Source organism: Tolumonas auensis DSM 9187, assembly GCF_000023065.1.
Classification (GTDB): Bacteria; Pseudomonadota; Gammaproteobacteria; order Enterobacterales; family Aeromonadaceae; genus Tolumonas; species Tolumonas auensis.
Genome location: NC_012691.1, coordinates 2135781 through 2160979, shown reverse-complemented (window position 1 = coordinate 2160979; position 25199 = coordinate 2135781). Strand labels below are relative to the sequence as shown.

Sequence of the window (25199 nt, the reverse complement as noted above, 5' to 3'; positions counted from 1 at the left end):
TAATGATTTTTCGTTCTGCAATAAGTTACACTAATCGCTAAATTTAGTTTGAGAATTAAACATACTACTTATATTTATTGTGAATTATTCTTCACAAGGGGGAACTACATGCAAAATTCGTTTTTTAGTATAATGCAAAGGGTTGGCAGATCATTTATGCTGCCTATTGCATTACTACCTGTAGCTGGATTAATGTTAGGTTTTGGAGCTTCATTTACTAATGCAACTAATATAGCTGCGTATGGTTTAGAAGGCATTCTTGGGAACGGAACTGTGTTGCACTCATTACTTACTGTAATGAAAAGTGCAGGCAGTATTATATTCTCAAATTTGCCTATTCTGTTTGCCGTAGGTGTTGCAATGGGTATGGCAAAGAAAGAGAAGGATGTAGCTGCTATTGCTGCTGCTATTGGTTATTTCATTATGCATGCAACAATCAATGCAATGCTGGATCTAAATGGCCTACTAATCCCAGGAGCCTTGCCTGAAGGTTCTATCGGTTCGACTATCGGTATACAGTCTCTTCAGATGGGTGTATTTGGTGGCGTTATTGTTGGACTGGGTGTTTCAATACTGCATAATAAATTTTATCAAATTGAATTACCTGCAATATTCTCATTTTTCGGGGGCACAAGATTCATCCCAATCATTACCGCAATAAGTTATCTCTTTGTTGGTATTGCCATGTTTTTCATATGGCCTGTTATTCAGCATGGGATCCTGATGCTTGGTGATTTGGTAAACAAATCTGGTTATGCTGGTACGTTTTTATATGGATTTACAGAGCGAGCACTAATTCCTTTTGGACTACACCATGTATTCTATATGCCATTCTGGCAAACAGGTTTAGGTGGTACAGAAATCATTGATGGCGTATCAGTATCTGGTGCTCAGAATATATTTTTTGCCGAATTGGCAAGTCATAACGTTGATCACTTCTCTGTAGAAGCAACACGATTCATGGCCGGTAAATTTCCATTTTATTTATTTGGGATTCCTGGTGCCGCTCTGGCTTTATACCGGACAGCTAAACCTGAAAATAGAAGTAAAGTCTTGGGTTTATTATTATCTGCAACTTTAACTGCTATCCTTACAGGTATCACTGAACCAATTGAGTTTTCATTCTTGTTTGCAGCACCATTATTATATGTTCTCCATTGTTTAATTGCTGGCATGTCATTTATGCTCTGCCATATGTTCAATGTTGGTGTGGGCCAAACATTCTCCGGTAGTTTAATTGATTTCATTCTGTTTGGTGTTTTACAAGGGGAGCATAAAACTAGTTGGCTAAATGCAATTTTTATTGGATTGCCTCTGTTCCCGCTATACTACTTTGCTTTCAGTGGATTAATTAAAAAATTCCAATACAAGACGCCTGGCCGAGAAGATAATGTCGATGATGTCAAGTTGTATACAAGAAAAGATGTCGAAGAAAGAAATAATTCCAAAGAAGAAACATCAGCTTCAATCATTTATGCTTTAGGTGGAAAAAACAATATCAGTGACTTGGACTGTTGTGCTACGAGATTACGAATCACCGTGTCAAATTCAAGTTTAGTTAATGAGCAATCACTGAAGGAAACCGGAGCAAAAGGAGTGATAATTAAAGGCAACGGTGTTCAGGTTATATACGGACCGCATGTCAGTAATATCAAATCCAGATTAGAGGATTATTTGGACTTAGGATTAGACCCAGCTTAATCCATCTGAAGGCAGACTTGTGATCACAGGTCTGCTTTTTTTGATACCTATGGCCACTAAATTTAATATTCATGGATGAATTTAAAGATATACTATCTAACAGATACAAAACTACACATTGAGCAGAAATTTAGATGATAGATACTAATCTCGATGCATTAGCTACAGGCGCGAAAATTCGCATGGCATTGCCAGGGCTCAGTAACACCGAGCGTCAAATTGCTGAATGGCTCTTAGCCAAAGGGAATGTAGAGAGTAAGACCAGCATAAAATCTGTCGCTGAGCAACTTGAGGTTTCAGAACCACTAATAGTCAAATTATCCAAGAAGTTGGGATTTGCTGGATTTCGTGAGTTACGACAAGCGTTAGTCGAATATCTGAGTTCATTGCCAATTGACAGTGAACAAGAAATTGAACCAACTGACAGCGTTGAATCTGTATTGAACAAGGTATTTGCCAATTCAATTCAAGCAATGAAAGAAGCTAGATCCGTTGCCGATCCGATCCTGATAGCAAATGCAGCTCAACTAATTTTTAATGCAAAGAATGTTGTTATCTTCGGTGTTGGAGGTTCTGCTGCTGTTTGCCAGGACTTTGAACATAAACTACTTCGTATTGGTATTCTAAGTAGAGCCTACAGTGATTTCCATATGATGCTTATGGTGTCAAGTCAGCTGGATGAAAATGACGTTATTGTTGTTATATCTCAATCTGGTGATACAAGAGAATTGCTTAAAGCTGTAGAAAACGCAAAACAAAGACACTCACGAGTAATATGCATTACTAATAATGATACATCTGCCTTGGCACAACTAGCTGATTACGCAATATTCAGTCCTGCCAAAGGAGGGATATTACTTGGTCAAAATGCTGTTGCTCGCATAGTACAGCTCAATCTTTTAGATGTTTTATTTATCGCGATCCTATTACAAGATCACGATAAAAATCGTGAAAAGCTCACTCGTGGTTCAAGAGTTGTTCGGCATCTACATGGGAAAGGCAGTGTTGATTAACTATACATCGGCCTCAGACGTTTTTAGAACTAATAGCCCAAATTAGTCATAATTAATGTCGTAATTTAAGCTTCGTTTGGATTTACCTTGTTTTTACGCACCTCAAAATATGCTCATTCGAGCAAATGCCTTTTTCTTTTCATAGCTAGTTTGTGATCTATATCTCAGATATATGCAGATTAGCTAATTTACTTCATCTTTCTTTAATTTGTTTACATTGAACTCTCATATTGTGAAGATACTGCGCTGCCACATAAATGGCTTGCCAAGTTATAAAACCAATATCACTTACTCACTATCCGCACTACACCCTTCTTAAATGCATGAATTGCGCTATTTAATCTAATAAACCCATAAAAAAAGCCCCTTTAGAATCCGCCTTTTGACGTCGGCTCGGTTTCTTTACGGTTTTAATTAAATATGTGAAGTTGATCTCGCGAGATAATTGTCGTTAGTAAACTTTACTGATAGATTTAATTGTGTGAACTTATTGAGTTCCATTGCTGTCTTGTTAAAGGAATTCCAGGACGTCCTAAACGTCAAGTACAACTGAAATGAAACCTCTGGAGATACACCATGCATAAGTTACTGAAAGTTGTTGCTGCTACTACATGTGGCCTAATGCTGTCGAGTGCAGCGCACGCAGCTGATTACGCGGTTATTTTAAAAACACTATCGAATCCTTTCTGGGTTGATATGAAAGCTGGTATTGAACAAGAAGCTAAAACTCTAGGTGTTAGTGTGGATGTATTTGCAACATCATCGGAAGGGGATTTTCAGGCCCAATTACAGCTATTTGAAGATTTGACTAACAAAAACTACAAAGGTATCGCATTTGCACCGTTATCAGCAGCCAATCTTGTTGTACCGGCAGCTAAAGCCTATCAAAAAGGTATCCATTTAGTGAATCTCGATGAAAAAGTAGATATGGATAACCTAGCTAAAGCCAAAGGTAATGTTGAGGCTTTTATTACCACAGATAATGTCGCTGTTGGTGCCCGTGGAGCACAATTTATTGTTGACACATTAGGCGCTACTGGTGGTGATGTTGCCATTATTGAAGGTAAGGCGGGAAATGCTTCAGGTGAAGCAAGAAAAAATGGTGCAACAAGTGTATTTTTAAGTCAGAAATCCGTGAAATTAGTGGCAAGCCAACCTGCTGATTGGGACCGCATCAAGGCTCTTGATGTTGCAACTAACGTGCTCCAACGTAATCCAGATATAAAAGCTTTCTATTGTGCTAATGACACAATGGCTATGGGTGTGGCACAAGCAGTCACAAATGCAGGTAAAAAAGGAAAAATACTTGTAGTTGGTACAGATGGTATCCCTGAGGCTCGTAAAATGGTTTCAGAAGGTTCAATGACTGCTACAGTCGCTCAAAATCCAGCAGAAATTGGTGCAAAGGGATTAGATTTATTAGTCGATTCTGTTAAATCAGGGAAAATTATCCCTCTTGGTTCTGAGCCTAAATTTGAACTTGTTGATTCTGTATTAGTAACTAAATAATCACTTAGTTGTTTATAACTCCTTTATTAAAAATTGAGACGGAATTAATTTCTGTCTCAATTTAAGGCTGGAGACAGGTATGACCAAGCCATATATAAAAATGGAAAAGATTGCTAAATATTTCGGTCCTGTTCAGGCGCTAAAATCAGTCGATTTAGAAATATATAGCCATGAGATACATGCTTTATTGGGTGAAAATGGTGCTGGTAAATCAACCTTGATGAAAATTCTTTCTGGAATCCATGAACCTAGTGCAGGAACAATTAATGTACTTGGTCATGAATATAGCAAGCTGGATCATAAACTTGCTGCTGAATTAGGTATCGGGATTATTTACCAAGAATTAAGCGTTATAGATGAACTTAGTGTTCTAGAAAATATGTTCATTGGAAGGCTGCCAATAAAAAAGGTCTTTGGTATCAACGTCGTTGATTGGAATGAGATGCAAAAAAAAGCTTCTATTATGTTATTACGTGTTGGACTAAAAATAGACCTTAATGAGAAAGTTGCCAATCTTTCTATCAGCCAAAAACAAATGTTAGAAATAGCCAAGACATTAATGTTAAACGCTGAAGTAATTATAATGGACGAACCGACTTCATCACTTACCAACAAAGAAGTTGAATATCTTTTCATGATAATGGATCAGTTAAGAAAAGAAGGTAAATCCATAATTTATATCTCACATAAGCTTAATGAAATACGACGTATATGTGACCGATACACTGTAATGAAAGATGGTAGCAGTGTGTATTCTGGACTTATCGCTGATGTATCAAATGAAGATATTATCAAAATGATGGTGGGTCGTGATATTCAAAATAGGTTTACTGGTTTACGAGGAACTTCACAGGTTAATCAAAAACCAATATTTGAAGTTCAAAATATAACCAGTAAAGATAATAAACGAGTTAAAAATATTTCATTTCAGGTAAATAAAGGTGAAATTCTTGGGTTCGCAGGGTTGGTAGGTTCTGGTCGAACTGAATTCATGAATTGTATTTTTGGAGCTGAACCAAAAAAAACAGGCAAAGTTATATTGAATGGTATTGATATCACCCCAAGCTCTCCTTTGGATGCATTGAAAAAAGGTATGGGATATATAACTGAAAGTCGTCGTGAGAATGGATTCTTTGGCAACTTTTCTATTGCTCAGAATATGGCTATATCGAATAGTTTAAAGTTAGGTGGATTTAAAGGCTCACTCGGACTTTTTGACCATAAAACAGAAAGAAAAATTGCAGAAGAACAAAGAAAGTTATTATCTTTGAAATGTAGTTCAATTGATCAAAACATTAATGAATTATCTGGCGGAAATCAACAAAAGGTAATTATATCTAAATGGTTGTGCTGCGATCCTACGGTGCTAATTTTTGATGAGCCAACGCGAGGTATTGATGTTGGTGCAAAGTCAGAAATCTACAAAGTTATGCGAAAATTAGCGGATGAAGGAAAAACCATTTTAATGGTTTCGTCAGAGTTGCCTGAAATTATGGCTGTATGTGATCGTATTGCTATTTTTTGTGAAGGCTCTTTATCGCAATTAATTGATAACAGTGAAACGGTTACTGAAGAGGAGATAATGAAATGGGCGCTGCCACAAGAATAGAGGTACCAAAAATGAATAAATCTGAATTTAATTTCTCTCAGTTCTGGGATAAATATGGAACATTTTTTATACTAATATTTATTGTCTCTATATTCGGTGCAATATCGAGCGAATATTTTTTGACATCAAATAACATTACACAAATTTTTGTTCAGAGTTCAGTTACAGTTTTAATCGGTATGGGAGAGTTTTTTGCAATCCTTATTGCTGGTATCGATTTATCTGTTGGTGCTGTACTTGCTCTATCAGGAATGGTTACTGCTAAATTAATGTTAGCGGGTATGGATCCTGTGTTAGCAGCACTAATTGGTGGTGTTCTTGTCGGTGGTGCTCTTGGTGCTATAAATGGATGTTTAGTAAACTGGACAGGATTACATCCTTTCATCATTACATTAGGAACTAATGCCATTTTTCGTGGAGCCACATTAGTTATATCAGATGCAAACTCTGTTTATGGATTTTCATTTGACTTCGTAAACTTCTTTGCTAATGATTTTATAGGAATACCGGTTCCGGTTATTTTCTCTATCATTATTGCTTTGTTGCTTTGGTTTGTAACAACCAAAACCCGCTTAGGCAGAAACATTTATGCCTTGGGTGGAAATAAGAATTCAGCTTTTTTCTCTGGTATTGATGTTAAATTTTATACACTAGTTGTTTTCATTATTTCTGGTGTTTGTGCTGGCTTAGCTGGTGTTGTCTCTACTGCTCGTTTGGGAGCCGCCGAACCTCTGGCTGGTATCGGATTTGAAACCTATGCCATTGCTAGTGCAATTATCGGTGGAACAAGTTTTTTTGGTGGTAAAGGACGAATTTTCTCTGTTGTTATCGGGGGCCTCATTATTGGAACAATTAACAATGGGCTCAATATTCTTCAGGTTCAAACATATTATCAGTTGGTTGTTATGGGCGGCTTAATTATTGCTGCGGTTGCATTAGACAGATTAATTAGCAAGTAGAGGTTAAAATGAAAATTTCTCCTTCTTTAATGTGCATGGATTTACTGAAATTTAAAGAACAAATTGAATTTATTGACCAACATGCCGATTATTTTCATATCGATATTATGGATGGTCATTTTGTCCCAAACCTAACTCTGTCTCCATTTTTTGTTCAACAAGTGAAGCGAGTAGCAACAAAACCATTAGATTGTCATTTGATGGTGACAAATCCACAGGATTATATTGAACCTTTGGTTCAGTCTGGAGCAGGATTTATCACTCTTCACCCTGAAACATTATCAGGCCAGGCATTTCGCTTGATAGAAAAAATTCAGAATCTTGGTGTTAAAATTGGTCTGATCCTTAACCCTGAGTCACCAATTGAAATGATTAAGTATTATATTCATAAGGTAGACAAAATAACTGTGATGACTGTTGATCCTGGTTTCGCTGGCCAATCGTTCGTTCCAGAAATGTTAGATAAGATCAAACAGCTTAAAATATATCGTGAGGAAAATAAGTTAAATTATGAAATTGAAATCGATGGTTCATGTAACAAAAACACATATAAACAGTTAATCGAAGCTGGTGCTGATGTGTTTATTGTTGGGTCTTCAGGACTATTCAATAATGCACCTGTTCTGGAAGATGCATGGTCTATTATGAAAGATCAGATTATTGTTGCCAAAAATGAGGCTCATCATGCATAACAAATTGGCTGTTTCAGTCGGTGTTGATATGGGCGCAACCCATATTCGCCTATGTTTATTGGCTTCTAATGGCGACATTATTGAAACAATTAAAGAAAAAACGGCAATAGTTGTTCAAGATGGACTATCAAGCGGGCTTATTAGCTTTATAACCAACCATCTAGTGGAAAAACACGCTCATGTCAGTAGCATCGTTGTTGGATTTCCAGCTTCTGTATCTAACGACAGAAAAACTGTTATATCGACCCCAAACTTGCCGTGTCAGCCAACAGAATTTAATGGTTTGGCTGATAAATTAGAACAGCATTTTGGTTGTAAAGTTGTCTTTGAACGTGATGTAAATTTGCAGCTTTTTTATGACGTAAGTGAACATCAGTTACATCATCGTTTGGTACTAGGATTTTACCTTGGTACAGGTTTTGGCTTTTCAATTTGGGTCAACGGAGCTCCTTTTGTCGGCGCTCACGGCGTTGCAGGTGAATTAGGCCATATTCCCTATGGAGACAGTTCTGTTACATGTGGTTGTGGCAATGTGGGGTGTGTGGAGACCAATTGTTCCGGTGTTGCATTGCGACGTTGGTATGAAAGTAAGGAACGACCATATTCTATAGACCAACTTTTTTCCTGTGCTAAAGACGAACCAGAAATAAAGATGCTTGTTGATAACTGTGCTCGTGCTATTGCTACCGGTATAAATTTATTCGATCCAGATGTAGCCGTTTTGGGAGGAGGGGTAATTGATATGGTAGATTTTCCTCTCGAAGAACTAATTAAAAAAACATCCACTTATTTACGGAAACCATTGCCATATGAAAAAGTAACTTTCATGAAAGCCTCGTCCTCTTCATTTAATGGTGCTATTGGAGGCGCTCGGATGGCTAACAGTATGGTTGTAATAAAATGATTATTGAGGTGATCGTTAACAAATAGCGGTCATCTCATTATTCTATATTAGATATAGCTGCCTTCACTATTGTTAATGAAATTCTTCGCAAGAAAAAATAACTAATTGAAAAGCTCTATCTTGTTTAATTTCTACTGAGATATCCTTTTCTTATTCAAAGTTGGTTTTTTAAAATCAGCATATCTCATAATGTGACTCGCGGTTTTTTACCACTCAAACTACAGTTATGAGCTAAAAAAGTTAAACATCGTTGCTGGCTTCAACCAGCGCGGTGTTTACTGGTTTGGAATAAATTCGCCCCATGATTAACCCTAACTCAAACAGTAAATAGAGCGGAATGCTAAGTAACGTCTGCGAGAGAATATCCGGCGGCGTGAGGATCATACCGACAGTGAATGCCGTGACTACCATATAAGATCGTTTCTGAGCCAGTGATTCCGGGGTCGTGACACCAATCCAGCACAACACCCATACCGCCACGGGTACCTGAAAAGAGGCGCCAAAAGAAAAGAGCATGCCCAGAACGAAATCAAGATAGAAACTGATATCGGTAGAAACCTGAACTCCCACGGGGGCCGTTTCAGTAAAAAACTTGAACATGACCGGGAAAACCAGAAAGTAGGCGAATGCCATGCCGATATAAAACAGCGCACAACTTAAAATGATCAGCGGGAGTATGCGTTGTTTTTCATGGCGAAACAGTGCCGGCGCAATGAAGGCCCAGATCTGGTAAAGCAGATAGGGTAGTGTGACTAAAAATGAGACGAATAGCGTCAATTTCAGTGGTGTTGTGAACGGGGTGGCAACTTGTGTTGCGATCATCTGATTGCCGGCCGGCAAGACACTGAGTAGCGGGTCGGCCAGAAACTGATAAAGGTAATTGGCGAAATAAAACAGCACACCAAACGCCAGACCCAAAACGATCATGGCGTGTATCAGACGACGACGGATCTCGGTCAGGTGTTCAATGAGCGTATAGTGTGTTTCATTCATTTTTATCGCTCCCTGATTTAGTCGAAATCGCACTGAGTTCTGAATTGAGATCACGACGCAATTCATCAATCGGCAATTCCCGTTGTAATTCCTTGCTGGCGGCATCAGCCATGGCGCGTATCTTTTTTATAAATCGGGCTACCTGACGCACCGCGCCAGGCAGTTTCTCCGGACCTAAAACAAGCAGCGCAATGACACAGACCAGCACCATTTCACTGAAGCCGATCTCAAACATAGCTACTCCTTGTCGTTTTCAATCGAGGCAGCAACAGGTTTGCTTCCTGCGACTGCCGGTGATTTGTCGTCCCGCATTGCCGATTTAAAATCACGGATAGCCGTGCCTACATCACCACCGATGCCGCGTAATTTACGGGTGCCGAATAATAAAAAGACAATAACAGCGATTAATAACAGTTCAGTAATTCCAATGTTCATAGAGCGCTCCTTGTGTTTAAAAACAGGCTTGTTGCTATACGGATGTATCAGGTAATTGATAAGGGTGATGTTCCAGCCAGTGCCGGGCTATCTGTTCACGTGTACACACCCAGACATCAGGTAACGACGTGACATAGTCGATAAACCGCATCAGCGAAGCGGCGCGGGCCGGGCGACCGGCTAACCGGCAATGCAATCCGACCGAGAGCATCTTCGGCTGTGTTGCACCTTCCTGATAAAGCACATCAAACGCATCTTTCAGGTAGGTAAAAAACTGGTAGCCGCTGTTAAAGCCTTGCGGTGAGGCAAAGCGCATATCGTTCGTATCCAGGGTATACGGCACGATTAATTGCGGTGTGCCGGTGATATCGCACCAATATGGCAAATCATCGGCATACGAATCGGCGTCATATAAAAAGCCGCCATCACGCACCACGAGTGAATGTGTCTGCGGACTGGTCCGGCCGGTATACCAGCCTAATGGCCGGGAACCCGTCAATTTCGTATGTACTTCAATGGCTTTTTGCATGTCTGCCCACTCATCTTCAACCGAATGGTATTGGTAATTGATCCAGCGATAACCATGACTAGCAATTTCCCAGCCAGCCTTGAGCATGGCGTCAACGGCGTCGGGATTTCGCTCCATCGCCATGCCGACGGCATAGACGGTTAAAGGCAATTTACGCTCGGTAAAAATTCGGTGTAAGCGCCAGAAGCCGGCCCGGCTGCCATATTCATAGAGCGATTCCATGCTCATATGGCGTACACCGGGTAATGGCTGTGCCGCCACCATCTCAGAGAGAAACGACTCGGAGGCCGCATCGCCATGCAGAATATTGTTCTCGGCACCCTCTTCGTAATTGATGACAAACTGCAACGCGATCCGGGCATTACCCGGCCATTTTGCATGCGGTGGATTTTGACCGTAACCCACCATATCCCGTGGATAAAACGACATCAGAGCACCTCCGTTTTCTGTTCCGGGTAGTTATAAGTACAGTGTTTGCTGGTTTTTAAACCCAGATTGATCAAGCCTGCCAGCCAGTGCACACCGACCTGAACACCATCAATCACCGGAATACCCAAGGCATCTTCCAGCGGTTTGCGGAAACGGGTGAAACCGGCACAACCCAGAACCAGACATTCGCTGTTGTCTTTTTCCAGAATCTGCCGTGCTCTTTGTTTGATCAGGTCAAAGTTCTTTTCGATGGCCAGTACCGGCAGATTCAGCGCATGGACACCTTGTAAGGAAGCGTCCAGCCCATAACGACGCGCATTGTTTTCCAGAATGGCAACGGAGCGCTGCATCGGAGTCAGAATGCTGTATCGGGCACTTAACAGCGTGGCGGCCTGCATGGCGGCCTGACCAATGCCCATTACCGGTCCAGAGCAAACCTCTCTTAACGCATCGACGCCGGTATCATCGGCACAGGCCACCAGCCAGCCATCGGCCTGGATCTGTTCCGTTAATTCAAGCAGGGCATGAGAGGCTTTAATGCCATCGGAAAAACCCTCAATACTGGCAACACCGGTATTGGGCTGAGTCACCAGCAATTCGAAACCGGGTGGTGCTATGCGTTCCACCGTTACCCGTAAACCGTTGGTCATCGAAACCGTGGTATTCGGATTAATGATTGCAATCTTAGGCATGTTCCCTCCGGGCCCGACGTTTGGCGATCACGACTAACAAGCACATCGTGAAGCTGATAAGAATGAATGAGAAAAGAGTGGTGACCGTACCCAGCGCATACAGCGCAGGCGTGGTGGCATTGGTGGTCATGCCGTAAATTTCCAGCGGCAAGGTGTTATGGCTGCCGGAGGTCATCAGCGTGCGGGCAAACTCATCATATGAAAGCGTAAAACTGGTCATTGCAATGCCGATAACGCTCGGGAAAATAGACGGCAGCACCACCCAGCGCACGGTTTGCCAGGCACTGGCACCCATATCGAAAGAAGCGGCTTCCAGATTCCGGTTAAAGCGGTTGAAGACGACAAACATCACCAGCACACCAAACGGCAGACACCAGGTCAGTTGCGCACCAAGGGCCGAGCTGTACCATTCTGGGGACAATCCCAGACGATCAAACATCAGGCCGACACCGAGGCTCACCAGAATGGAGGGGGTGATCATGCTGATCAGAACCAGTGCAAACAGGAAGTTGGAACCTTTGAACAGACGGCGGAATGCAAATCCGGCCAGTATCGAGATCACGGTGGAAATCACTGTAACCAGCAGCGCCAGACCGAGCGAACGCTTGAAGGCACCGGCAAAATCACCCACCGCCTGCGCTTCCAGCAGACTGCGGAACCAGGTTAGCGACCAGCCATTCATCGGGAAGGTTAACCCGCCGTTCGGCCCCTGAAACGACAGCAGTCCGATAGTAATCGTGGGGCCGTACAGGAAGAGAACGAACAGACCAAACAGCGCTGTTAAGGTAATGAATTCGATGCGGCGGCCTGAAAAAAATGATGTTTTCATCACAGCTCCTTCTTGATATCAACCATACGGAACAACAGTGCCAGCATCATCAATACGGTGATCAGTAATACGACGGCATTCGCGGCGGCGGCGGGATATTGCAGCAGGCCAATTTCGTTATGGATCAGCACACCAACGGAGGCACTTAAACCGCCACTCATCATTTTTACGGTGATGAAATCGCCCATCACCAGTGTGAGTACAAAGACGGAACCGATGACGATGCCGGTTTTACTTAATGGCACGACAACCTGAAACAGGGTGGTCAGACTGGAGGCGCCGTTGTCATAACTGGCTTCCAGCAAACGGCGATCAATCCGGCTCATGGAGTTAAAGATCGGGATGATCATGAACAATACATTGAGATGGACGAAAGCGAGGATCACGGAGAAATCGCTGTAGAGCAGACCTTCGATCGGTGTATCGATGATCCCGATGCCGAGCAGCCCCTGATTGATCAGACCATTGCGACCTAATAACGGGATCCAGGAAATCATCCGGATAATATTGGACGTAAAAAACGGTACGGTGCATAACAGGAACAGCAGATTCTGGATCGCCTTGTTTCTGATATGAAACGCCAGGTAATAAGCGATAAGAAAGCCAGTCACCAGACAAGTCGCCCAGGTCGTTACGGCATAAAACAGGGTTTTGGCATAGGCTTGCCAGGTGACTTTTGATGTCAGCAAGTACTGATAGTTATCCCAGATAAAATCGGGAATAAGCTCATAAGAGTCATAATCCCAGAAACTCACTGTCACTATCACACCGACCGGAAACACCAGAAAAGCCAGCATGATGAGAAAAAGCGGGCTTGCCTGCCAATAACTGGGATTTATAGTCTGTCCGGGTGGAGTACTCATAAATTCAATCCTTTAAATTGGTATAAAAGCTCCGCAACCTGCATTGCGGAGCGTGATCCATCAGGAAGCGATAAACTCGTTCCACTTGCGAACCATGTATTTGTTTTCTTCCATCACCGAGTTCCAGCAGGCCACTTTACCCATACGATCCTGATAGGAACCGCCATCACGAATTGCACCGGCTTTCTCCATCACTTTGCCTTGCGTGCTCAGAATGTCAGTCTTGGCGGCTTTACCTTCCATCCAGAAATCCCATTCCTCTGTGCTCATATGCTGGCGGGACGTTTCCGGTGCGGCGGTGTAATAACCCTGACGCATCAGGTAGGCACCGACCCAGCCGGAGAGATACCAGTCGATATATTCATAGGCAGCTTCTAGTTCCAGACCGGACAAGTGGCTGGCGATACCTAAGCCACCGCCCCAGGCGCGGTAACCTTCTTTCAGTGGCTGATAGACACAAGGAATGCCTTTGGAACGAACAGCGGCAACAGCCGGTGACCACATAGACTGGATCACCACTTCACCGGAAGACATCAGGTTCACGGATTCATCAAAGGTTTTCCAGAAAGCGCGGAACTGACCGTCTTTCTTCGCCTGCATCAGAAAATCGATGGTTTTGTCGATTTCCTCGCGGGTCATGTTGCCCTTGTCGCCATATTTCACGATGCCCATGGCTTCACAAATCATCGCGGCATCCATAATGCCGATCGACGGAATATTCAGAATGGAAGTTTTGCCTTTAAACGCCGGGTCCATAATGTCTGCCCAACTGGTGATCGGTCGACCAGCCAGATCAGGACGAATGCCCAGGGTATCGGCGTTATAAATGGTCGGAACCAGCGTCATAAAATCAGTCTGTTTACCGGCAAACTTTTTAGCACCGGGACCATCCACAAAGCCGACTGAGAACGGGGTGGTGCCTTGTGCCGACATCTGACTTCCCGGCAGATTACCGGTGGTGAACAGCGGGGAAATCTTGTCAAAGAAACGAAGTTTACGAACATCAATTGGTTGCAAGGCACCGCTTGGGAAAACCTTTTTACAGATCCAGTATTCGATATCTGCCAGATCGTAAGATTTAGGCTGTGTCACCGCGCGCTGCGTCACCGCATCACTGTCCAGCGCTGTCATTTCCAGATTGATACCCAGATCTTCTTTGCACTTCCGGGCGATATCATTGAGGTTAGATACCCCTGTACCGAACTGACGCAAGGTGACGTTTTTAATGTTCTGTTTCCAGATCATCGGAAAACCACTAAATGGTGCTGATGCCACTGCTGCGACAGATAAAACAGCAGTATTTTTCAAAAACTGACGGCGTGTCAGACCAGGTTTTTTATCTACAGTCATAGGATCCCTCCAATGGGTCAGATCAGTGAGTGAACAGATTGAGTGCGGCTGGGTTTACATGCAGATGTACCGGCTTACCGGGATACAGCGTCGACAAAGACGTTTCATTGTCCCGGCAAAGCACAGTAATGGGCTGGGAGTCAGCTAACTGGCAATGAACCAGTGAGTGATTGCCCTGAAACTCAACATCCATGACTGCTGCCTGGATGGTGTTGTTTTTAGGCTCATCAACAATATCAATGCGATCAAAGCGGACTGAAAAAGCCGTTTCCGCTGCGGTGCCAGTCAGGGCGTTATCGATAAAGGTTTTATCCAGTGCGATGGTGCCCTTGATGATGTTATGGCCACCGATGAAATTGGCGACAAACGGATTTGCCGGTTTATTGAAAATGGCCTGTGGTGAGCCTACCTGCTGCAATTCACCCTTGCTCATCACCACGATAGTGTCGGCCAATGCAAATGCTTCATCCTGCGAATGGGTGACGTGGATAAAGGTAATGCCCATTTCATGCTGGATCCGTTTTAACTCTTTACGCATCTGAATGCGCAGGAAGGGGTCTAAGGCTGACAGCGGTTCATCAAGCAAAACGACTTCAGGCTTGCGGATCAACGCACGGGCCAGCGCGATGCGTTGCTGTTGTCCGCCGGAAAGCTGCTCCGGATAAGCATTGGCGTAATCGGTCATATTGACCTTGGCGAGTAATTCGTGCGCCTGTTCGAGTCGTGCTGATTTGTTGATGCCGGCCACTTTGAGCGGATAAGCCACGTTATCCAGACAGGTCATGTGCGGGAACAATGCATAGTTCTGAAACATCAGCGCGGTGCCACGTTCGGCAGGGCTGTGATTGGTCACATTGCGGTTATCAAGTAAGACATCACCTTCGGTGACGGACTCATGGCCGGCAATCATGCGAAGTAATGTGCTTTTTCCGCAACCGCTGGGTCCAAGCAAACAACAATAGCTTCCTTTAGGAATACGCAGGTTTATCTGGCTAACCGCCAATTGGCCATTGGGATAGCGTTTTGACACTGCGATTAATTCGACTGCTGGTTTAGTTGCCACCATTATTTCATTCCATTGTTAACAATCTTTGTTATCAATGTAAGCAATCGATATGCCATGTTTGATTTTTTATCTGAAACTATTGTTCCACAAGGCTATTCACATGTTACTTTAGATAATATGATCTTCCGTAAAGCCGTTAAAATAGCCAAAACAGTGCAAATGGAGATCAAAGTAGTGCAAACAATATCTTCATTGACGTGATAACAAAGCTAAACAATAATTGTCAGCAATATGTGGTTTTGAGGTGTAGTAAATGCAAGAAGATGAGCAGTCCGATGTCGATAAGGTCTGTGACGCGATCTATCAGGCTATTCTTGAACGACGCTTAGAGCCCAATACTCGTCTTGTTGAAACCAAACTGGCTTCAGCGTTAGGCACCAGCCGTCCTGTGGTCAGACAAGCATTACTGTTAATGGCGCAGCGCAAGCTGGTGGAAATCAAGCCAAATAAAGGCGCCGAAGTCGCTGAACCGACCGAAAAACAAGCCAGAGAAGTGTTTCAGTCCCGTAAGCTGATTGAAAAAGAAGTGGTTGCACTTGCTTGTCAGAATATAAAGGAAACGGATTTACTGAAACTGCGGAACCATCTGAAGTTAGAAAGTGAAGCGCGTCTTACCCATGACAGACATGCGTTAATCCGAGCGACCGGTGAATTTCATATTATGCTGGCGGAAATAGCGGGTAATCAGCTTTACCTCGATTTCCTGAGACAACTGATTGCACTGAGTTCGCTGACGCTGGAAAAATACCAGTCAGAACAAGTGCATCATTGTGATGAAAGCCATCATTCTCAGTTAGTCGATTTGATTGCCAACAAGCAACAATCGGAAGCCCAGACGCTGATGCTGGAACATCTGAATGATATTGAAGCCGAGCTGGTTTTTGAGCGTCCGGTTAAGGAAACCGATTTAGAAGCGGTGTTTCAGGCGATCCGCAAACCGTTATAATTATTTCAATTATTGATGAGAGAAGCCCGATATGCCGCGCTCGGAACTTGCACAACGGATTTACCTGCAGCTGGAACAGATGGGGCCGAAAGAGCGGCAACTCGCCGAATTTCTGCTGACGCATGAGGCGGAACTGGCTATTTATTCCAGTGCAGATATGGCCCGTCTGGCGCGAGTATCCAAACCGGTGGTGAGCCGTTTCTTTAAACGCCTGGGTTACGACAGCTTCGCTGAAGTCCGGCAGGATCTGCGTAAGGTGCAGACGTCAGGTTCGCCATTGCTGGCAGATCAGCAGCCCTCCGATATCGGCACGTTATTAGCCAATCATCAGGCGCAGGAAGCGAGAAACTGGCAGCAGACATTGACGGATTTGCAGCGTTTACCACTGGATGTTATTGCAGACACGATGTGCTCCGCCCGACAGATCAAGGTGATCGGTTTTCGTAATAGCTACCCGGTCGCACTGCACTGGCGCCAGCAGCTACTGCAACTGCGTACCTGTGTTGATCTCGTGCCACAGCCGGGGCAAACACTGGCGGAAGAACTGAGTCAGCTTAACGAACAGGATCTGGTGATTATGGTGGCCATGCGTCGCCGACCGGTGAATGTGAAACGGATAATGCAGTGGCTGGGTAAATCACCGGCGACGTGTTTGTTGATCACCGATCCATCCGGATTAGAGCATGCCACGCATGCGGACTGGACACTGACCTGTCATCAAATCAGCCCCGGTGGATTTGCCAGTTATGCCAGTGCGATGGCGGTGGTCAGTCTGATGTCGAATCTCTGTCAGCAGAAACTCTCCGATGACAGCCGGGTGCAGGCGATTGACGATCTGTTTGATCTGATGGACGAACTGGAACCCTCTCTGGGGGGGTAGTTCCTGAATTAACGGAAAAATAAAAACTTCTGCGTGAGTCGTTTTCCTGGTTACGCAGATTTTTTATACCCTAAAAAGAAATAATAGTTCCATTATATTTACTAAAAGAAACAATGGTTGTTTAATGGCTATATTGCAGTTCGGATTGGAGTGATGAACTTGACTGATTTTTCTGTTTACTGCCCGCATGGGCCACATAATTTCAGAGTCGCAACGGAAGGACCGCTGAGCGATCTGCGTCTGGTTTACAAAGATCTCTATCATGTGGCGGGATATCCGACTGGGGCAGGCAATCCGACCTGGCTGAACACCCATGAACCAGCGGCTGCAACCTCACCGGTGCTGCTCAAATTAATGAATGCCGGTATGCAAATTATTGGCCGGGTACAGACCGATGAACTGGCGTATAGCCTCAATGGTTGCAACATCCATTACGGTACGCCGGTTAATCCTGCTGCCCCGGATCGTTTACCGGGCGGTTCTTCCAGTGGCAGCGCCGTTGCGGTGGCACGTGGCGATGCAGATGTCGGCTTGGGCACGGATACCGGCGGCTCGATCCGCGTTCCGGCCTGTTACAACGGCCTGTTTGGCATTCGTCCGACACACGGTCGTTTATCGTCGGAACATATGGTGCCGCTGGCGCCGCGATTTGATACGCCCGGCTGGCTGTGTCGTGATGCGGCAACGCTGGAACGGGTAGGGGCACAGTTATTCGGTGCAACGCCGGTCAAAACGGAACGGGTCGATTTGCTCTGGGCCACTTCGCTGTTTGATTTGTTGCCGGAAGATCTGTGCACCGCCATTGTGCCGATCAAACAACAGTTAGCGGCGTGTGTTGCTTCTCTGCATGAATGGGATTTTGCTCCGGCCCGCTTGAGTGAACTGAATAATACCTTTCGCACCCTGCAGGGGCGCGAAGTCGCGCGTACGCATTCCGCGTGGGTATCACAGCATCCGGATGCGTTCGCGGCGGATATCGCGGAACGTTTTCAGTGGGCCAGCCAGTTAACGGCAGAAGACGAAGCGTTGGCTGAGGAAACTTGTCAGCAATGGAAAGCTGAAATCATCGCAAGACTGGAAACCGCCTGTCTGGTTATTCCGACTACGCCTGATCTGGCGCCATTACGTAGCGCCAGCGATGCCGATCTGGCTGATTTTCGCATGAAACTGCTGGGGTTAACGGCACTGGCCGGTCTGGCCGGACTTCCACAGGTACATCTGCCGTTAGTGAAAGTCGCTGGCGTTCCTTTTGGTTTTTCCATTATCGGCAAACCCGGCAGCGACATGCAGTTACTGGCATTAGTGCGGCTGTTCAGCGATGTCATCGGTGAGGAAAAACCAGATGAAGCAAAATGAGATGAAGCAACTCGCTTTTACCGCCTCTCATTTTCAGGCTTCCGAAGCCGGTATGCAGATCCTGCAAAATGGCGGCACCGCGATTGAGGCAATGGTGGCAGCGGCGGCTGCCATCGCTGTAGCTTATCCGCATATGAACAGTCTGGGCGGCGATGGTTTCTGGCTGATCCATGAACCAGGCGAGCAGCCTGTCGCCATTAATGCGGCGGGAGTGAGTGCGGCTCAGGCTTCTGCGGCATGGTATCAGGAGCGTGGTTATGTGCAGATCCCATCCCGTGGCAGTGCGGCAGCATTAACCGTGGCGGGTACCGTCAGCGGCTGGCAACTGGCGCTGGAAATCAGTGCAAAATGGCAGTCCGGAATCGGGCTGGAGAACATTCTGCATTCCGCTATGCACCTCGCTCGCAATGGCATCACTGTGACCGAAAGTCTGGCTGCTGCCAGTCGTAAAACCGTGCATGAACTCAGTCAGGTCGAAGGGTTCGGTGAGCGTTATCTGCCAAACGGCGATGTACTCAACGTGGGTGAAACATTACGCAATGAGCCGCTGGCTGATCTGCTGCAACATCTGAGTGTGGCTGGTCTGGATGATTTTTATCGCGGGAAAACCGCCGATTGCATCGCTGCGGCATTTGCGAAAACCGGCTCGCCACTGACGCTTGCTGATCTTGCTGCTTACCGCGCCCGGCAGGTGGAACCTTTATCGGTCACGACCAGTAAAGGTACTTTTTATAACCTGCCGTTGCCGACGCAGGGCATTGCGTCACTGCTGATTTTGGCACTGTTTGATCGCTGTTTTGATCCGTCACTGGATGACAGCACGCAATTGCATTTGCTGGTGGAAGCGACCAAGCAGGCTTTCCGTGTGCGCAATGCGGAAGCACAGGATGCCTCGGTGGCGACCAGAGACATCGGTCGCTGGTTACAGGAACCGGCGTTGCAAAAATTGGCCGCCGGGATTGACCTGAAGCAGGCGGCACCATGGCCAAATCCGGCCATTCCGGGCGATACCATCTGGATGGCAGCGCGGGATAAAGATGGCCGGATGGTGAGCTTTATCCAGAGTATCTACTGGGAATTCGGCTCCGGTCTGGTGATTCCTGAGCTGGGTCTGTTGTGGAATAACCGCGGTGTCAGTTTCAGTCTGGAAAGCGGTGCCACCAATGAACTGAAGGGCAATATTCAGCCATTTCACACGCTCAATCCGGCACTGGCACATCTCAATGATGGCCGGGTTCTGGCTTACGGCACCATGGGCGGTGAAGGACAACCGCAAACTCAGGCCGCGATCATCTGGCGTCATCTCTATCAGCAGCAATCACTCCGTGACGCCGTTGCTGCACCCCGCTGGCTGCTGGGCAGGACCTGGGGTGATAACAGTCATAACCTGAAAATCGAAGCGGATATGCCAGAACATATTCTTACTTCACTGCAGCAACGGGGACATGAAATACAACCGATCCCAGCCTGCTCAGAATTGATGGGACATGCCGGGGCGATTTCAGCAACCGAACAGGGCGTGGTTGATCTGGCAACAGATCCCCGTTCTGACGGCGCGGCGCTGACCGATTTTTTTAGTGCTTCGCTTACCGAATCTTTTAATTAATTTTTCCGGAGAATTTACGTGGAACTTATTCAATCTGTAGCCCCGATCCTGTTGGCGCTGGTGATGACAGGTGTCGTTGCCGGTATTCTGGCCGGGTTGCTGGGAGTGGGCGGTGGTATCGTCATGGTGCCGGTACTTTATTTTATCTTTCAGAGTTTTGAGGTTGCGCCGCAGCATGCCATTTTGCTGGCAACGGGTACTTCTCTGGCGGCGATGATCCCGACTTCCATCATGTCTATTCGTTCGCAAAAGAAACGCGGTAACGTGGATACGGATTTACTCAAGCGCTGGGGGATATTCCTGTTGATTGGGGTATTGGCCGGCGCAGCACTGGCTACCCACTTTGGTGGGGTCTGGCTGACCGCGATGTTTGGTAGTCTTGCCATGCTGGTTTCACTGAATATGTTATTCCGCGCCAAAGCCAAACCCTTCGCCACAGAACTGCCCGGCAAGGCCGTACAGTCATTCATTGCCATGGTGATCGGGTCGGTTTCCGTCATGATTGGTATCGGCGGCGGCACGCTGAGTGTGCCTATTCTGACCAGCTGTAATTATCCGCCTCATCGTGCTGTCGGTACCTCCTCTGCGATCGGTTTACTTATCTCCGTGCCGGGCGCCATCACCATGCTGGTGACAGGAACAACTCCCGCCGACGCACCATTCGGCACGATTGGTCTGGTCAATCTGCTTGGTTTTGCCTGCATAGTGCCGATGTCAGTGGTGTTTGCGCCTGTCGGTGTGCGTTTAGGTCAGAAATTAAACCCTGTTCGTTTAAAACAAGTTTTTGCGGTGGCATTAGCGTTTACCGGTGCCCGTATGCTGTTTTCGGTGCTGTAAGAGGAATCCGACCATGTTAGATATTCAGGCTTTTGATCAAATTAATCCTCCTGCCCGTCTGTTGATGGGGCCCGGTCCGATCAACGCTGATCCGCGTGTTTTACGCGCTATGTCGTCACAACTGATTGGTCAGTATGATCCGGCTATGACCGAATACATGAACCAGACCATGGCGTTGTACCGGGCGTTATATAAAACCAGTAATGAATGGACCTTCCTGATCGATGGCACCTCACGCGCCGGGATTGAAGCCATGCTGGTATCGGCAATCCGTCCCGGTGACAAGGTGCTGGTACCGGTCTTCGGTCGTTTTGGTGATCTGCTCTGTGAAATTGCCCGTCGCTGTCGCGCCGAAGTGCATATCATCTCGGTACCATGGGGCGAAGTGTTTGATCCGCAAATGGTGGAAGATGCCATCATCGCGATCAAACCGCGGGCATTACTCACCGTTCAGGGCGATACCTCGACCACCATGCTGCAACCGCTGGCGGAACTCGGCGAGATCTGCCGTCGTCATGACGTTCTGTTTTATACCGACGCGACCGCTTCCTTCGGTGGCAACCCGATGGAAGTAGATGCCTGGGGACTGGATGCCGTTTCTGCCGGATTACAAAAATGTCTCGGCGGCCCGTCAGGCAGCTCGCCGGTTACGCTCAGTGATCGTTTTGCCGATGTAGTCAGAAAACGCAAACACGTCGAGCAGGGGATCCGTAATGCCAATCATCAGGATGGCGATGATGAGATCATCTATTCCAACTATTTCGACCTCGGCATGATCATGGATTACTGGGGGCCGGAACGGCTGAATCATCATACTGAAGCGACCAGTATGTTATTCGGTGCCCGTGAATGTGCCCGCATTATTCTTCAGGAAGGCATCGATACCTGTATTGCCCGTCATAAGCTGCACGGTGATGCACTGCTGGCCGGCATTCAGGGCATGGGATTAAAACCATTTGGCAACCTGAAACACAAAATGAATAACGTATTAGGCGTTTATATTCCTGAAAATGTGCACGGCGAACAGATCCGTCAAACCTTGCTCAACGATTTTGGTATCGAGATCGGCACCTCGTTTGGCCCGTTGCACGGCAAAATCTGGCGCATTGGCACCATGGGTTACAACGCGCGTAAAGATACCGTACTGACGACGCTTTCTGCGCTGGAAGCGGTATTAAACCGTTTCGGTTTCAAAACAGTTCAGGGCGCAGCCTTGCAATCGGCATGGAATGTTTATGCTTCTGCGGAGGTCTGATATGCAGGAAGGCATCCGTATTTTTGAACGTTGCAATGAACTGGCACTTCTCAGTGAAGATACAGACGCGTTAACGCGTGTCTATCTTTCCGCACAACATCAGCAAGCCAACCAGCTTGCAGGTACGTGGATGCGCGATGCCGGAATGCATGTCTGGCAGGATGCCGTTGGCAATATTTGCGGGCGGTATGAGGGTACGGAACCTGAGGCCCCCGCTTTATTGCTCGGTTCACATCTGGATACCGTGCGGAATGCCGGAAAATACGATGGCATGCTGGGCGTCATTACGGCAATTGAACTGGTATCCCGGTTACATCAGCAAAACAAGCGGTTTCCTTTCGCCATCGAAGTGGTCGGTTTTGGTGACGAAGAAGGGGTCCGGTTCGGTGTTACCTTGTTGGGCAGCCGAGGGTTGGCCGGAAGCTGGGGCGATAACTGGCTGGATAAACAAGACAGCAATGGCATTTCTCTCGCTCAGGCTTTATGTGATTTTGGTCTGGCACCGGAACAAATTCATCAGGCAAAAAGAAAATCATCAGATTTCATTGGTTATCTGGAATTACACATTGAACAAGGCCCGTTACTTGAATCAACGGATCTTGCGCTGGGTGTCGTCACCGCGATCAATGGTGCGAAAAGACTGAATTTTTCGTTTAAAGGCATGGCCGGACACGCCGGAACCGTACCGATGTCATTACGGCAGGATGCGCTGGTGGGTACCAGTGAGCTGATTCTGGCTGCAGAATCCATTGCGAAAGAGTTTGATGTGGTCGCCACTGTTGGGAAAATCGCGTGTCACCCCGGCGCGGTGAATGTCATTCCGTCGGACGTGTCATTCAGTCTGGATATCCGCGCACCAGATAATCAGCAACGTGATGTCGCTCTTTTTGAGATAACGAAAGCAGCAAAAGAAATTGCTACCCGACGACAATTAGAGCTCAGTTATGACTGTTTTTACAGTTCGGATGCCACACCATGCTCGGGCTTCCTGCAAGAAAAACTGACAAATGCAGTGACAAATGTGCAAGGCCGGAGTATGAGTCTCGCCAGTGGTGCCGGACATGATGCCATTGCCATCGCGGCGTTATGTGAAGTCGGCATGCTCTTTATGCGTTGCAAGGGCGGTATCAGTCATAATCCCGCCGAGTCAGTTCAGGTTGCCGATATTGATCTGGCACTTCAGGCTCTGGAACATGTGCTGGCGAACATAAATCTTCCAAAAACCAAAAACATGCTTGGCTAAATCATCACCGGTTGCTTTAATTAACGACAGCAGGAAATTCCGGATTTCACTGATGCATAAGGTGCGATGGTCATGCTATGAAAGCAACTCCTCATGTCCCACCCTATAATTTCACCGACTTACTGCTGGATGCGGTTTGCGTCGTTGATCGTGACGGCTATTTTCTGTTTGTCAGTGCTGCCAGTGAAAAGATTTTTGGCTATAAACCGGATGAAATGATTGGCAAGCCCATGATTGATTTCGTTTATCCGGGCGATCGGGATAGAACCCTGAATGCAGTCACTGAAATTCTTAATGGTGAACATAAGCCGCATTTTGAAAATCGTTATGTGCGTAAAGATGGCAAAATAGTTCATATCATGTGGTCTGCCCGCTGGTCTGAATCTGAACAGGTGAGGGTCGCCGTCGCGCGTGATGTCACCGAGCGGAAACGTTCCGAATCAATGCAGGCAGCCGTTTATGCCATATCAGAAGCTGCCAATTCGCCCGGTAATCTGAACGCCTTATTTCAGCGTATTCACGCGGTTGTGGATGATCTGCTGCTGGCGACTAATTTTATGGTCGGGCTTTATGATGCCGAAAAAAACGAGCTGAGCTTTCCTTATTGCGCGCATCCATACAATGATACATCACCATCAAACCGGGTGCCGGAAATCATCGTAAAACAGGTTATTCATACCGGTCGATCCTTGCTATTAACCCCTGAAACTATCGCTGCGGTTTTTCCCGCATTAGTCTTTGAAGCGGGTCCTAAAACATTGAACTGGTTGATCGCACCCATCAAATCAACAAATGGGATGATTGGTGCACTGCTCGTGATGAGTTCTGATAACAACATGCGTTTTACAGAACAAGACAGGGAATTACTGCAATTTGTATCCATCCAGGTTGCTGCCGCTATCGAACGCAAGCGCATGCTCTCCCGGTTAGAATATATGGCGCAGTTCGATCAGTTAACACATCTTCCAAACCGCACACTTTTTCTGGATCGTCTTCAGAACGCGTTAATCATCGCCCGCCGGGAACAAAAAATGCTGGCGGTTTTTTATCTGGATCTGGATAAATTCAAGCAGGTCAATGACACATTTGGTCATGCGACAGGGGATCAGTTGTTGTATGCGGTATCACACCGCCTGTCTCTCTGTGTTCGTGAATCAGATACGGTCGGGCGTATCGGCGGGGATGAATTTGTCATTCTGGCCAATCATATCAAGCATACGGGTGACGTAGACGTCATCAAAAACAAAATCAGAGCCGCATTATCTCAGCCGTATAATCTGGAAAAGGCTCAATTACAGATCTTCCCCAGTATTGGCTGTGCTATTTATCCGGATCATGGCGAAAACGAAAGTGAGCTGATTCATTATGCTGACTGTGCAATGTATCAGGCCAAAAAAGAACAAATGTCACTGTCCGTAACGTCAAACCCATAACACCGCTCAGCCATATTGCATGAAATGATCGCAATTTCTGGCTGTTATTTCCGAAAGGGAATATTGACCA

Annotated in this window: 24 protein-coding genes; 15 read left to right on the top strand and 9 right to left on the bottom strand. The window is 46.0% G+C overall.

What is annotated here, in order from left to right:
* Positions 1–108: 108 nt before the first annotated feature.
* The 7 genes from TOLA_RS10050 (at position 109) to alsK (ending at position 8387) form a co-directional block, all read left to right on the top strand.
* The gene (locus TOLA_RS10050) at positions 109–1701 is read left to right on the top strand and encodes a PTS transporter subunit EIIC (RefSeq protein ID WP_015879043.1); all 1593 of its coding nucleotides are present in this window, start codon (positions 109–111) and stop codon (positions 1699–1701) included.
* A 134-nt stretch (positions 1702–1835) separates the two neighbouring features.
* Positions 1836–2714 (top strand): transcriptional repressor AlsR, encoded by an 879-nt coding sequence (gene alsR, locus TOLA_RS10045; protein WP_015879042.1) that lies wholly within the window; start codon positions 1836–1838, stop codon positions 2712–2714.
* 576 nt (positions 2715–3290) lie between these two features.
* Positions 3291–4223 carry a D-allose transporter substrate-binding protein gene (gene alsB / locus TOLA_RS10040; protein ID WP_015879041.1) on the top strand — a complete coding sequence of 311 codons (933 nt, stop codon included), beginning with the start codon at positions 3291–3293 and terminating at the stop codon, positions 4221–4223.
* A 79-nt stretch (positions 4224–4302) separates the two neighbouring features.
* Complete coding sequence (gene alsA / locus TOLA_RS10035; protein ID WP_015879040.1) at positions 4303–5832, top strand: D-allose ABC transporter ATP-binding protein AlsA; 1530 nt, start codon at positions 4303–4305, stop codon at positions 5830–5832.
* Positions 5811–6791: a D-allose ABC transporter permease gene (gene alsC / locus TOLA_RS10030; RefSeq protein WP_015879039.1), complete on the top strand. Its 981-nt coding sequence runs from the start codon at positions 5811–5813 to the stop codon at positions 6789–6791. Before alsA ends, alsC begins: the two co-directional genes overlap by 22 nt.
* A gap of 8 nt (positions 6792–6799) precedes the next feature.
* Positions 6800–7483 carry a D-allulose 6-phosphate 3-epimerase gene (gene alsE / locus TOLA_RS10025; RefSeq protein WP_015879038.1) on the top strand — a complete coding sequence of 228 codons (684 nt, stop codon included), beginning with the start codon at positions 6800–6802 and terminating at the stop codon, positions 7481–7483.
* On the top strand, positions 7476–8387 hold the full coding sequence (gene alsK / locus TOLA_RS10020) for an allose kinase (protein WP_015879037.1): 912 nt from the start codon (positions 7476–7478) through the stop codon (positions 8385–8387). The genes alsE and alsK overlap by 8 nt, the downstream gene beginning before the upstream one ends.
* Positions 8388–8627: 240 nt before the next feature.
* Here the strand turns inward: alsK and tatC are convergent, their stop codons facing one another.
* From tatC to TOLA_RS09975, 9 genes are read right to left on the bottom strand one after another with little or no spacing between them, the layout of a single operon-like run.
* Positions 8628–9380 carry a twin-arginine translocase subunit TatC gene (gene tatC, locus TOLA_RS10015; RefSeq protein ID WP_015879036.1) on the bottom strand — a complete coding sequence of 251 codons (753 nt, stop codon included), beginning with the start codon at positions 9378–9380 and terminating at the stop codon, positions 8628–8630.
* The gene (gene tatB, locus TOLA_RS10010) at positions 9373–9615 is read right to left on the bottom strand and encodes a Sec-independent protein translocase protein TatB (RefSeq protein WP_015879035.1); all 243 of its coding nucleotides are present in this window, start codon (positions 9613–9615) and stop codon (positions 9373–9375) included. The genes tatC and tatB overlap by 8 nt, the downstream gene beginning before the upstream one ends.
* Positions 9616–9617: 2 nt before the next feature.
* A complete protein-coding gene (gene tatA, locus TOLA_RS10005) occupies positions 9618–9815 on the bottom strand; it encodes a twin-arginine translocase TatA/TatE family subunit (protein ID WP_015879034.1) in 198 nt (65 codons plus the stop codon).
* Between the two features lie 34 nt (positions 9816–9849).
* Positions 9850–10773, bottom strand: coding sequence for an allantoinase PuuE (puuE, locus tag TOLA_RS10000; protein ID WP_015879033.1), 924 nt, complete (start codon positions 10771–10773; stop codon positions 9850–9852).
* The gene (locus tag TOLA_RS09995; protein ID WP_015879032.1) at positions 10773–11465 is read right to left on the bottom strand and encodes an aspartate/glutamate racemase family protein; all 693 of its coding nucleotides are present in this window, start codon (positions 11463–11465) and stop codon (positions 10773–10775) included. Before TOLA_RS09995 ends, puuE begins: the two co-directional genes overlap by 1 nt.
* On the bottom strand, positions 11458–12294 hold the full coding sequence (locus TOLA_RS09990; RefSeq protein WP_015879031.1) for an ABC transporter permease: 837 nt from the start codon (positions 12292–12294) through the stop codon (positions 11458–11460). Before TOLA_RS09990 ends, TOLA_RS09995 begins: the two co-directional genes overlap by 8 nt.
* A complete protein-coding gene (locus TOLA_RS09985) occupies positions 12294–13157 on the bottom strand; it encodes an ABC transporter permease (RefSeq protein WP_015879030.1) in 864 nt (287 codons plus the stop codon). Before TOLA_RS09985 ends, TOLA_RS09990 begins: the two co-directional genes overlap by 1 nt.
* Before the next feature lie 60 nt (positions 13158–13217).
* A complete protein-coding gene (locus TOLA_RS09980) occupies positions 13218–14507 on the bottom strand; it encodes an ABC transporter substrate-binding protein (protein WP_015879029.1) in 1290 nt (429 codons plus the stop codon).
* 22 nt (positions 14508–14529) lie between these two features.
* Positions 14530–15573, bottom strand: a complete 1044-nt coding sequence (locus TOLA_RS09975) for an ABC transporter ATP-binding protein (RefSeq protein WP_015879028.1) — start codon at positions 15571–15573, stop codon at positions 14530–14532.
* Between the two features lie 253 nt (positions 15574–15826).
* Between TOLA_RS09975 and TOLA_RS09970 the strand changes: the two genes are divergently transcribed.
* The 8 genes from TOLA_RS09970 (at position 15827) to TOLA_RS09935 (ending at position 25129) form a co-directional block, all read left to right on the top strand.
* Positions 15827–16519, top strand: a complete 693-nt coding sequence (locus tag TOLA_RS09970) for a GntR family transcriptional regulator (protein WP_015879027.1) — start codon at positions 15827–15829, stop codon at positions 16517–16519.
* Positions 16520–16550: 31 nt separating this feature from the next.
* A complete protein-coding gene (locus TOLA_RS09965; protein ID WP_015879026.1) occupies positions 16551–17399 on the top strand; it encodes a MurR/RpiR family transcriptional regulator in 849 nt (282 codons plus the stop codon).
* 153 nt (positions 17400–17552) lie between these two features.
* Complete coding sequence (locus tag TOLA_RS09960; protein WP_015879025.1) at positions 17553–18755, top strand: amidase; 1203 nt, start codon at positions 17553–17555, stop codon at positions 18753–18755.
* Complete coding sequence (locus TOLA_RS09955) at positions 18742–20361, top strand: gamma-glutamyltransferase family protein (RefSeq protein WP_015879024.1); 1620 nt, start codon at positions 18742–18744, stop codon at positions 20359–20361. Before TOLA_RS09960 ends, TOLA_RS09955 begins: the two co-directional genes overlap by 14 nt.
* A gap of 18 nt (positions 20362–20379) precedes the next feature.
* Positions 20380–21198, top strand: a complete 819-nt coding sequence (locus TOLA_RS09950; protein WP_015879023.1) for a sulfite exporter TauE/SafE family protein — start codon at positions 20380–20382, stop codon at positions 21196–21198.
* Between the two features lie 13 nt (positions 21199–21211).
* Positions 21212–22453, top strand: coding sequence for a pyridoxal-phosphate-dependent aminotransferase family protein (locus tag TOLA_RS09945; protein WP_015879022.1), 1242 nt, complete (start codon positions 21212–21214; stop codon positions 22451–22453).
* A gap of 1 nt (position 22454) precedes the next feature.
* On the top strand, positions 22455–23696 hold the full coding sequence (locus tag TOLA_RS09940) for an allantoate amidohydrolase (RefSeq protein WP_015879021.1): 1242 nt from the start codon (positions 22455–22457) through the stop codon (positions 23694–23696).
* A 77-nt stretch (positions 23697–23773) separates the two neighbouring features.
* Positions 23774–25129, top strand: coding sequence for a GGDEF domain-containing protein (locus tag TOLA_RS09935; protein ID WP_015879020.1), 1356 nt, complete (start codon positions 23774–23776; stop codon positions 25127–25129).
* The last annotated feature ends 70 nt before the right edge of the window (positions 25130–25199 follow it).

Excerpts from the sequence above, each read along its gene's own strand:
- alsE (WP_015879038.1), top strand. The coding sequence starts at position 6,800 with ATGAAAATTTCTCCTTCTTTAATGTGCATGGATTTACTGAAATTTAAA.
- alsR (WP_015879042.1), top strand. The coding sequence starts at position 1,836 with ATGATAGATACTAATCTCGATGCATTAGCTACAGGCGCGAAAATTCGC.
- TOLA_RS09980 (WP_015879029.1), bottom strand. The coding sequence starts at position 14,507 with ATGACTGTAGATAAAAAACCTGGTCTGACACGCCGTCAGTTTTTGAAA.
- TOLA_RS09955 (WP_015879024.1), top strand. The coding sequence starts at position 18,742 with ATGAAGCAAAATGAGATGAAGCAACTCGCTTTTACCGCCTCTCATTTT.
- TOLA_RS09970 (WP_015879027.1), top strand. The coding sequence starts at position 15,827 with ATGCAAGAAGATGAGCAGTCCGATGTCGATAAGGTCTGTGACGCGATC.
- TOLA_RS09990 (WP_015879031.1), bottom strand. The coding sequence starts at position 12,294 with ATGAAAACATCATTTTTTTCAGGCCGCCGCATCGAATTCATTACCTTA.
- alsC (WP_015879039.1), top strand. The coding sequence starts at position 5,811 with ATGGGCGCTGCCACAAGAATAGAGGTACCAAAAATGAATAAATCTGAA.
- TOLA_RS09965 (WP_015879026.1), top strand. The coding sequence starts at position 16,551 with ATGCCGCGCTCGGAACTTGCACAACGGATTTACCTGCAGCTGGAACAG.
- TOLA_RS09995 (WP_015879032.1), bottom strand. The coding sequence starts at position 11,465 with ATGCCTAAGATTGCAATCATTAATCCGAATACCACGGTTTCGATGACC.
- tatC (WP_015879036.1), bottom strand. The coding sequence starts at position 9,380 with ATGAATGAAACACACTATACGCTCATTGAACACCTGACCGAGATCCGT.
- alsA (WP_015879040.1), top strand. The coding sequence starts at position 4,303 with ATGACCAAGCCATATATAAAAATGGAAAAGATTGCTAAATATTTCGGT.
- TOLA_RS09945 (WP_015879022.1), top strand. The coding sequence starts at position 21,212 with ATGTTAGATATTCAGGCTTTTGATCAAATTAATCCTCCTGCCCGTCTG.
- TOLA_RS10050 (WP_015879043.1), top strand. The coding sequence starts at position 109 with ATGCAAAATTCGTTTTTTAGTATAATGCAAAGGGTTGGCAGATCATTT.
- puuE (WP_015879033.1), bottom strand. The coding sequence starts at position 10,773 with ATGTCGTTTTATCCACGGGATATGGTGGGTTACGGTCAAAATCCACCG.
- TOLA_RS09975 (WP_015879028.1), bottom strand. The coding sequence starts at position 15,573 with ATGGTGGCAACTAAACCAGCAGTCGAATTAATCGCAGTGTCAAAACGC.
- TOLA_RS09985 (WP_015879030.1), bottom strand. The coding sequence starts at position 13,157 with ATGAGTACTCCACCCGGACAGACTATAAATCCCAGTTATTGGCAGGCA.
- alsB (WP_015879041.1), top strand. The coding sequence starts at position 3,291 with ATGCATAAGTTACTGAAAGTTGTTGCTGCTACTACATGTGGCCTAATG.
- tatB (WP_015879035.1), bottom strand. The coding sequence starts at position 9,615 with ATGTTTGAGATCGGCTTCAGTGAAATGGTGCTGGTCTGTGTCATTGCG.
- TOLA_RS09935 (WP_015879020.1), top strand. The coding sequence starts at position 23,774 with ATGAAAGCAACTCCTCATGTCCCACCCTATAATTTCACCGACTTACTG.
- TOLA_RS09940 (WP_015879021.1), top strand. The coding sequence starts at position 22,455 with ATGCAGGAAGGCATCCGTATTTTTGAACGTTGCAATGAACTGGCACTT.
- TOLA_RS09960 (WP_015879025.1), top strand. The coding sequence starts at position 17,553 with ATGAACTTGACTGATTTTTCTGTTTACTGCCCGCATGGGCCACATAAT.
- alsK (WP_015879037.1), top strand. The coding sequence starts at position 7,476 with ATGCATAACAAATTGGCTGTTTCAGTCGGTGTTGATATGGGCGCAACC.
- tatA (WP_015879034.1), bottom strand. The coding sequence starts at position 9,815 with ATGAACATTGGAATTACTGAACTGTTATTAATCGCTGTTATTGTCTTT.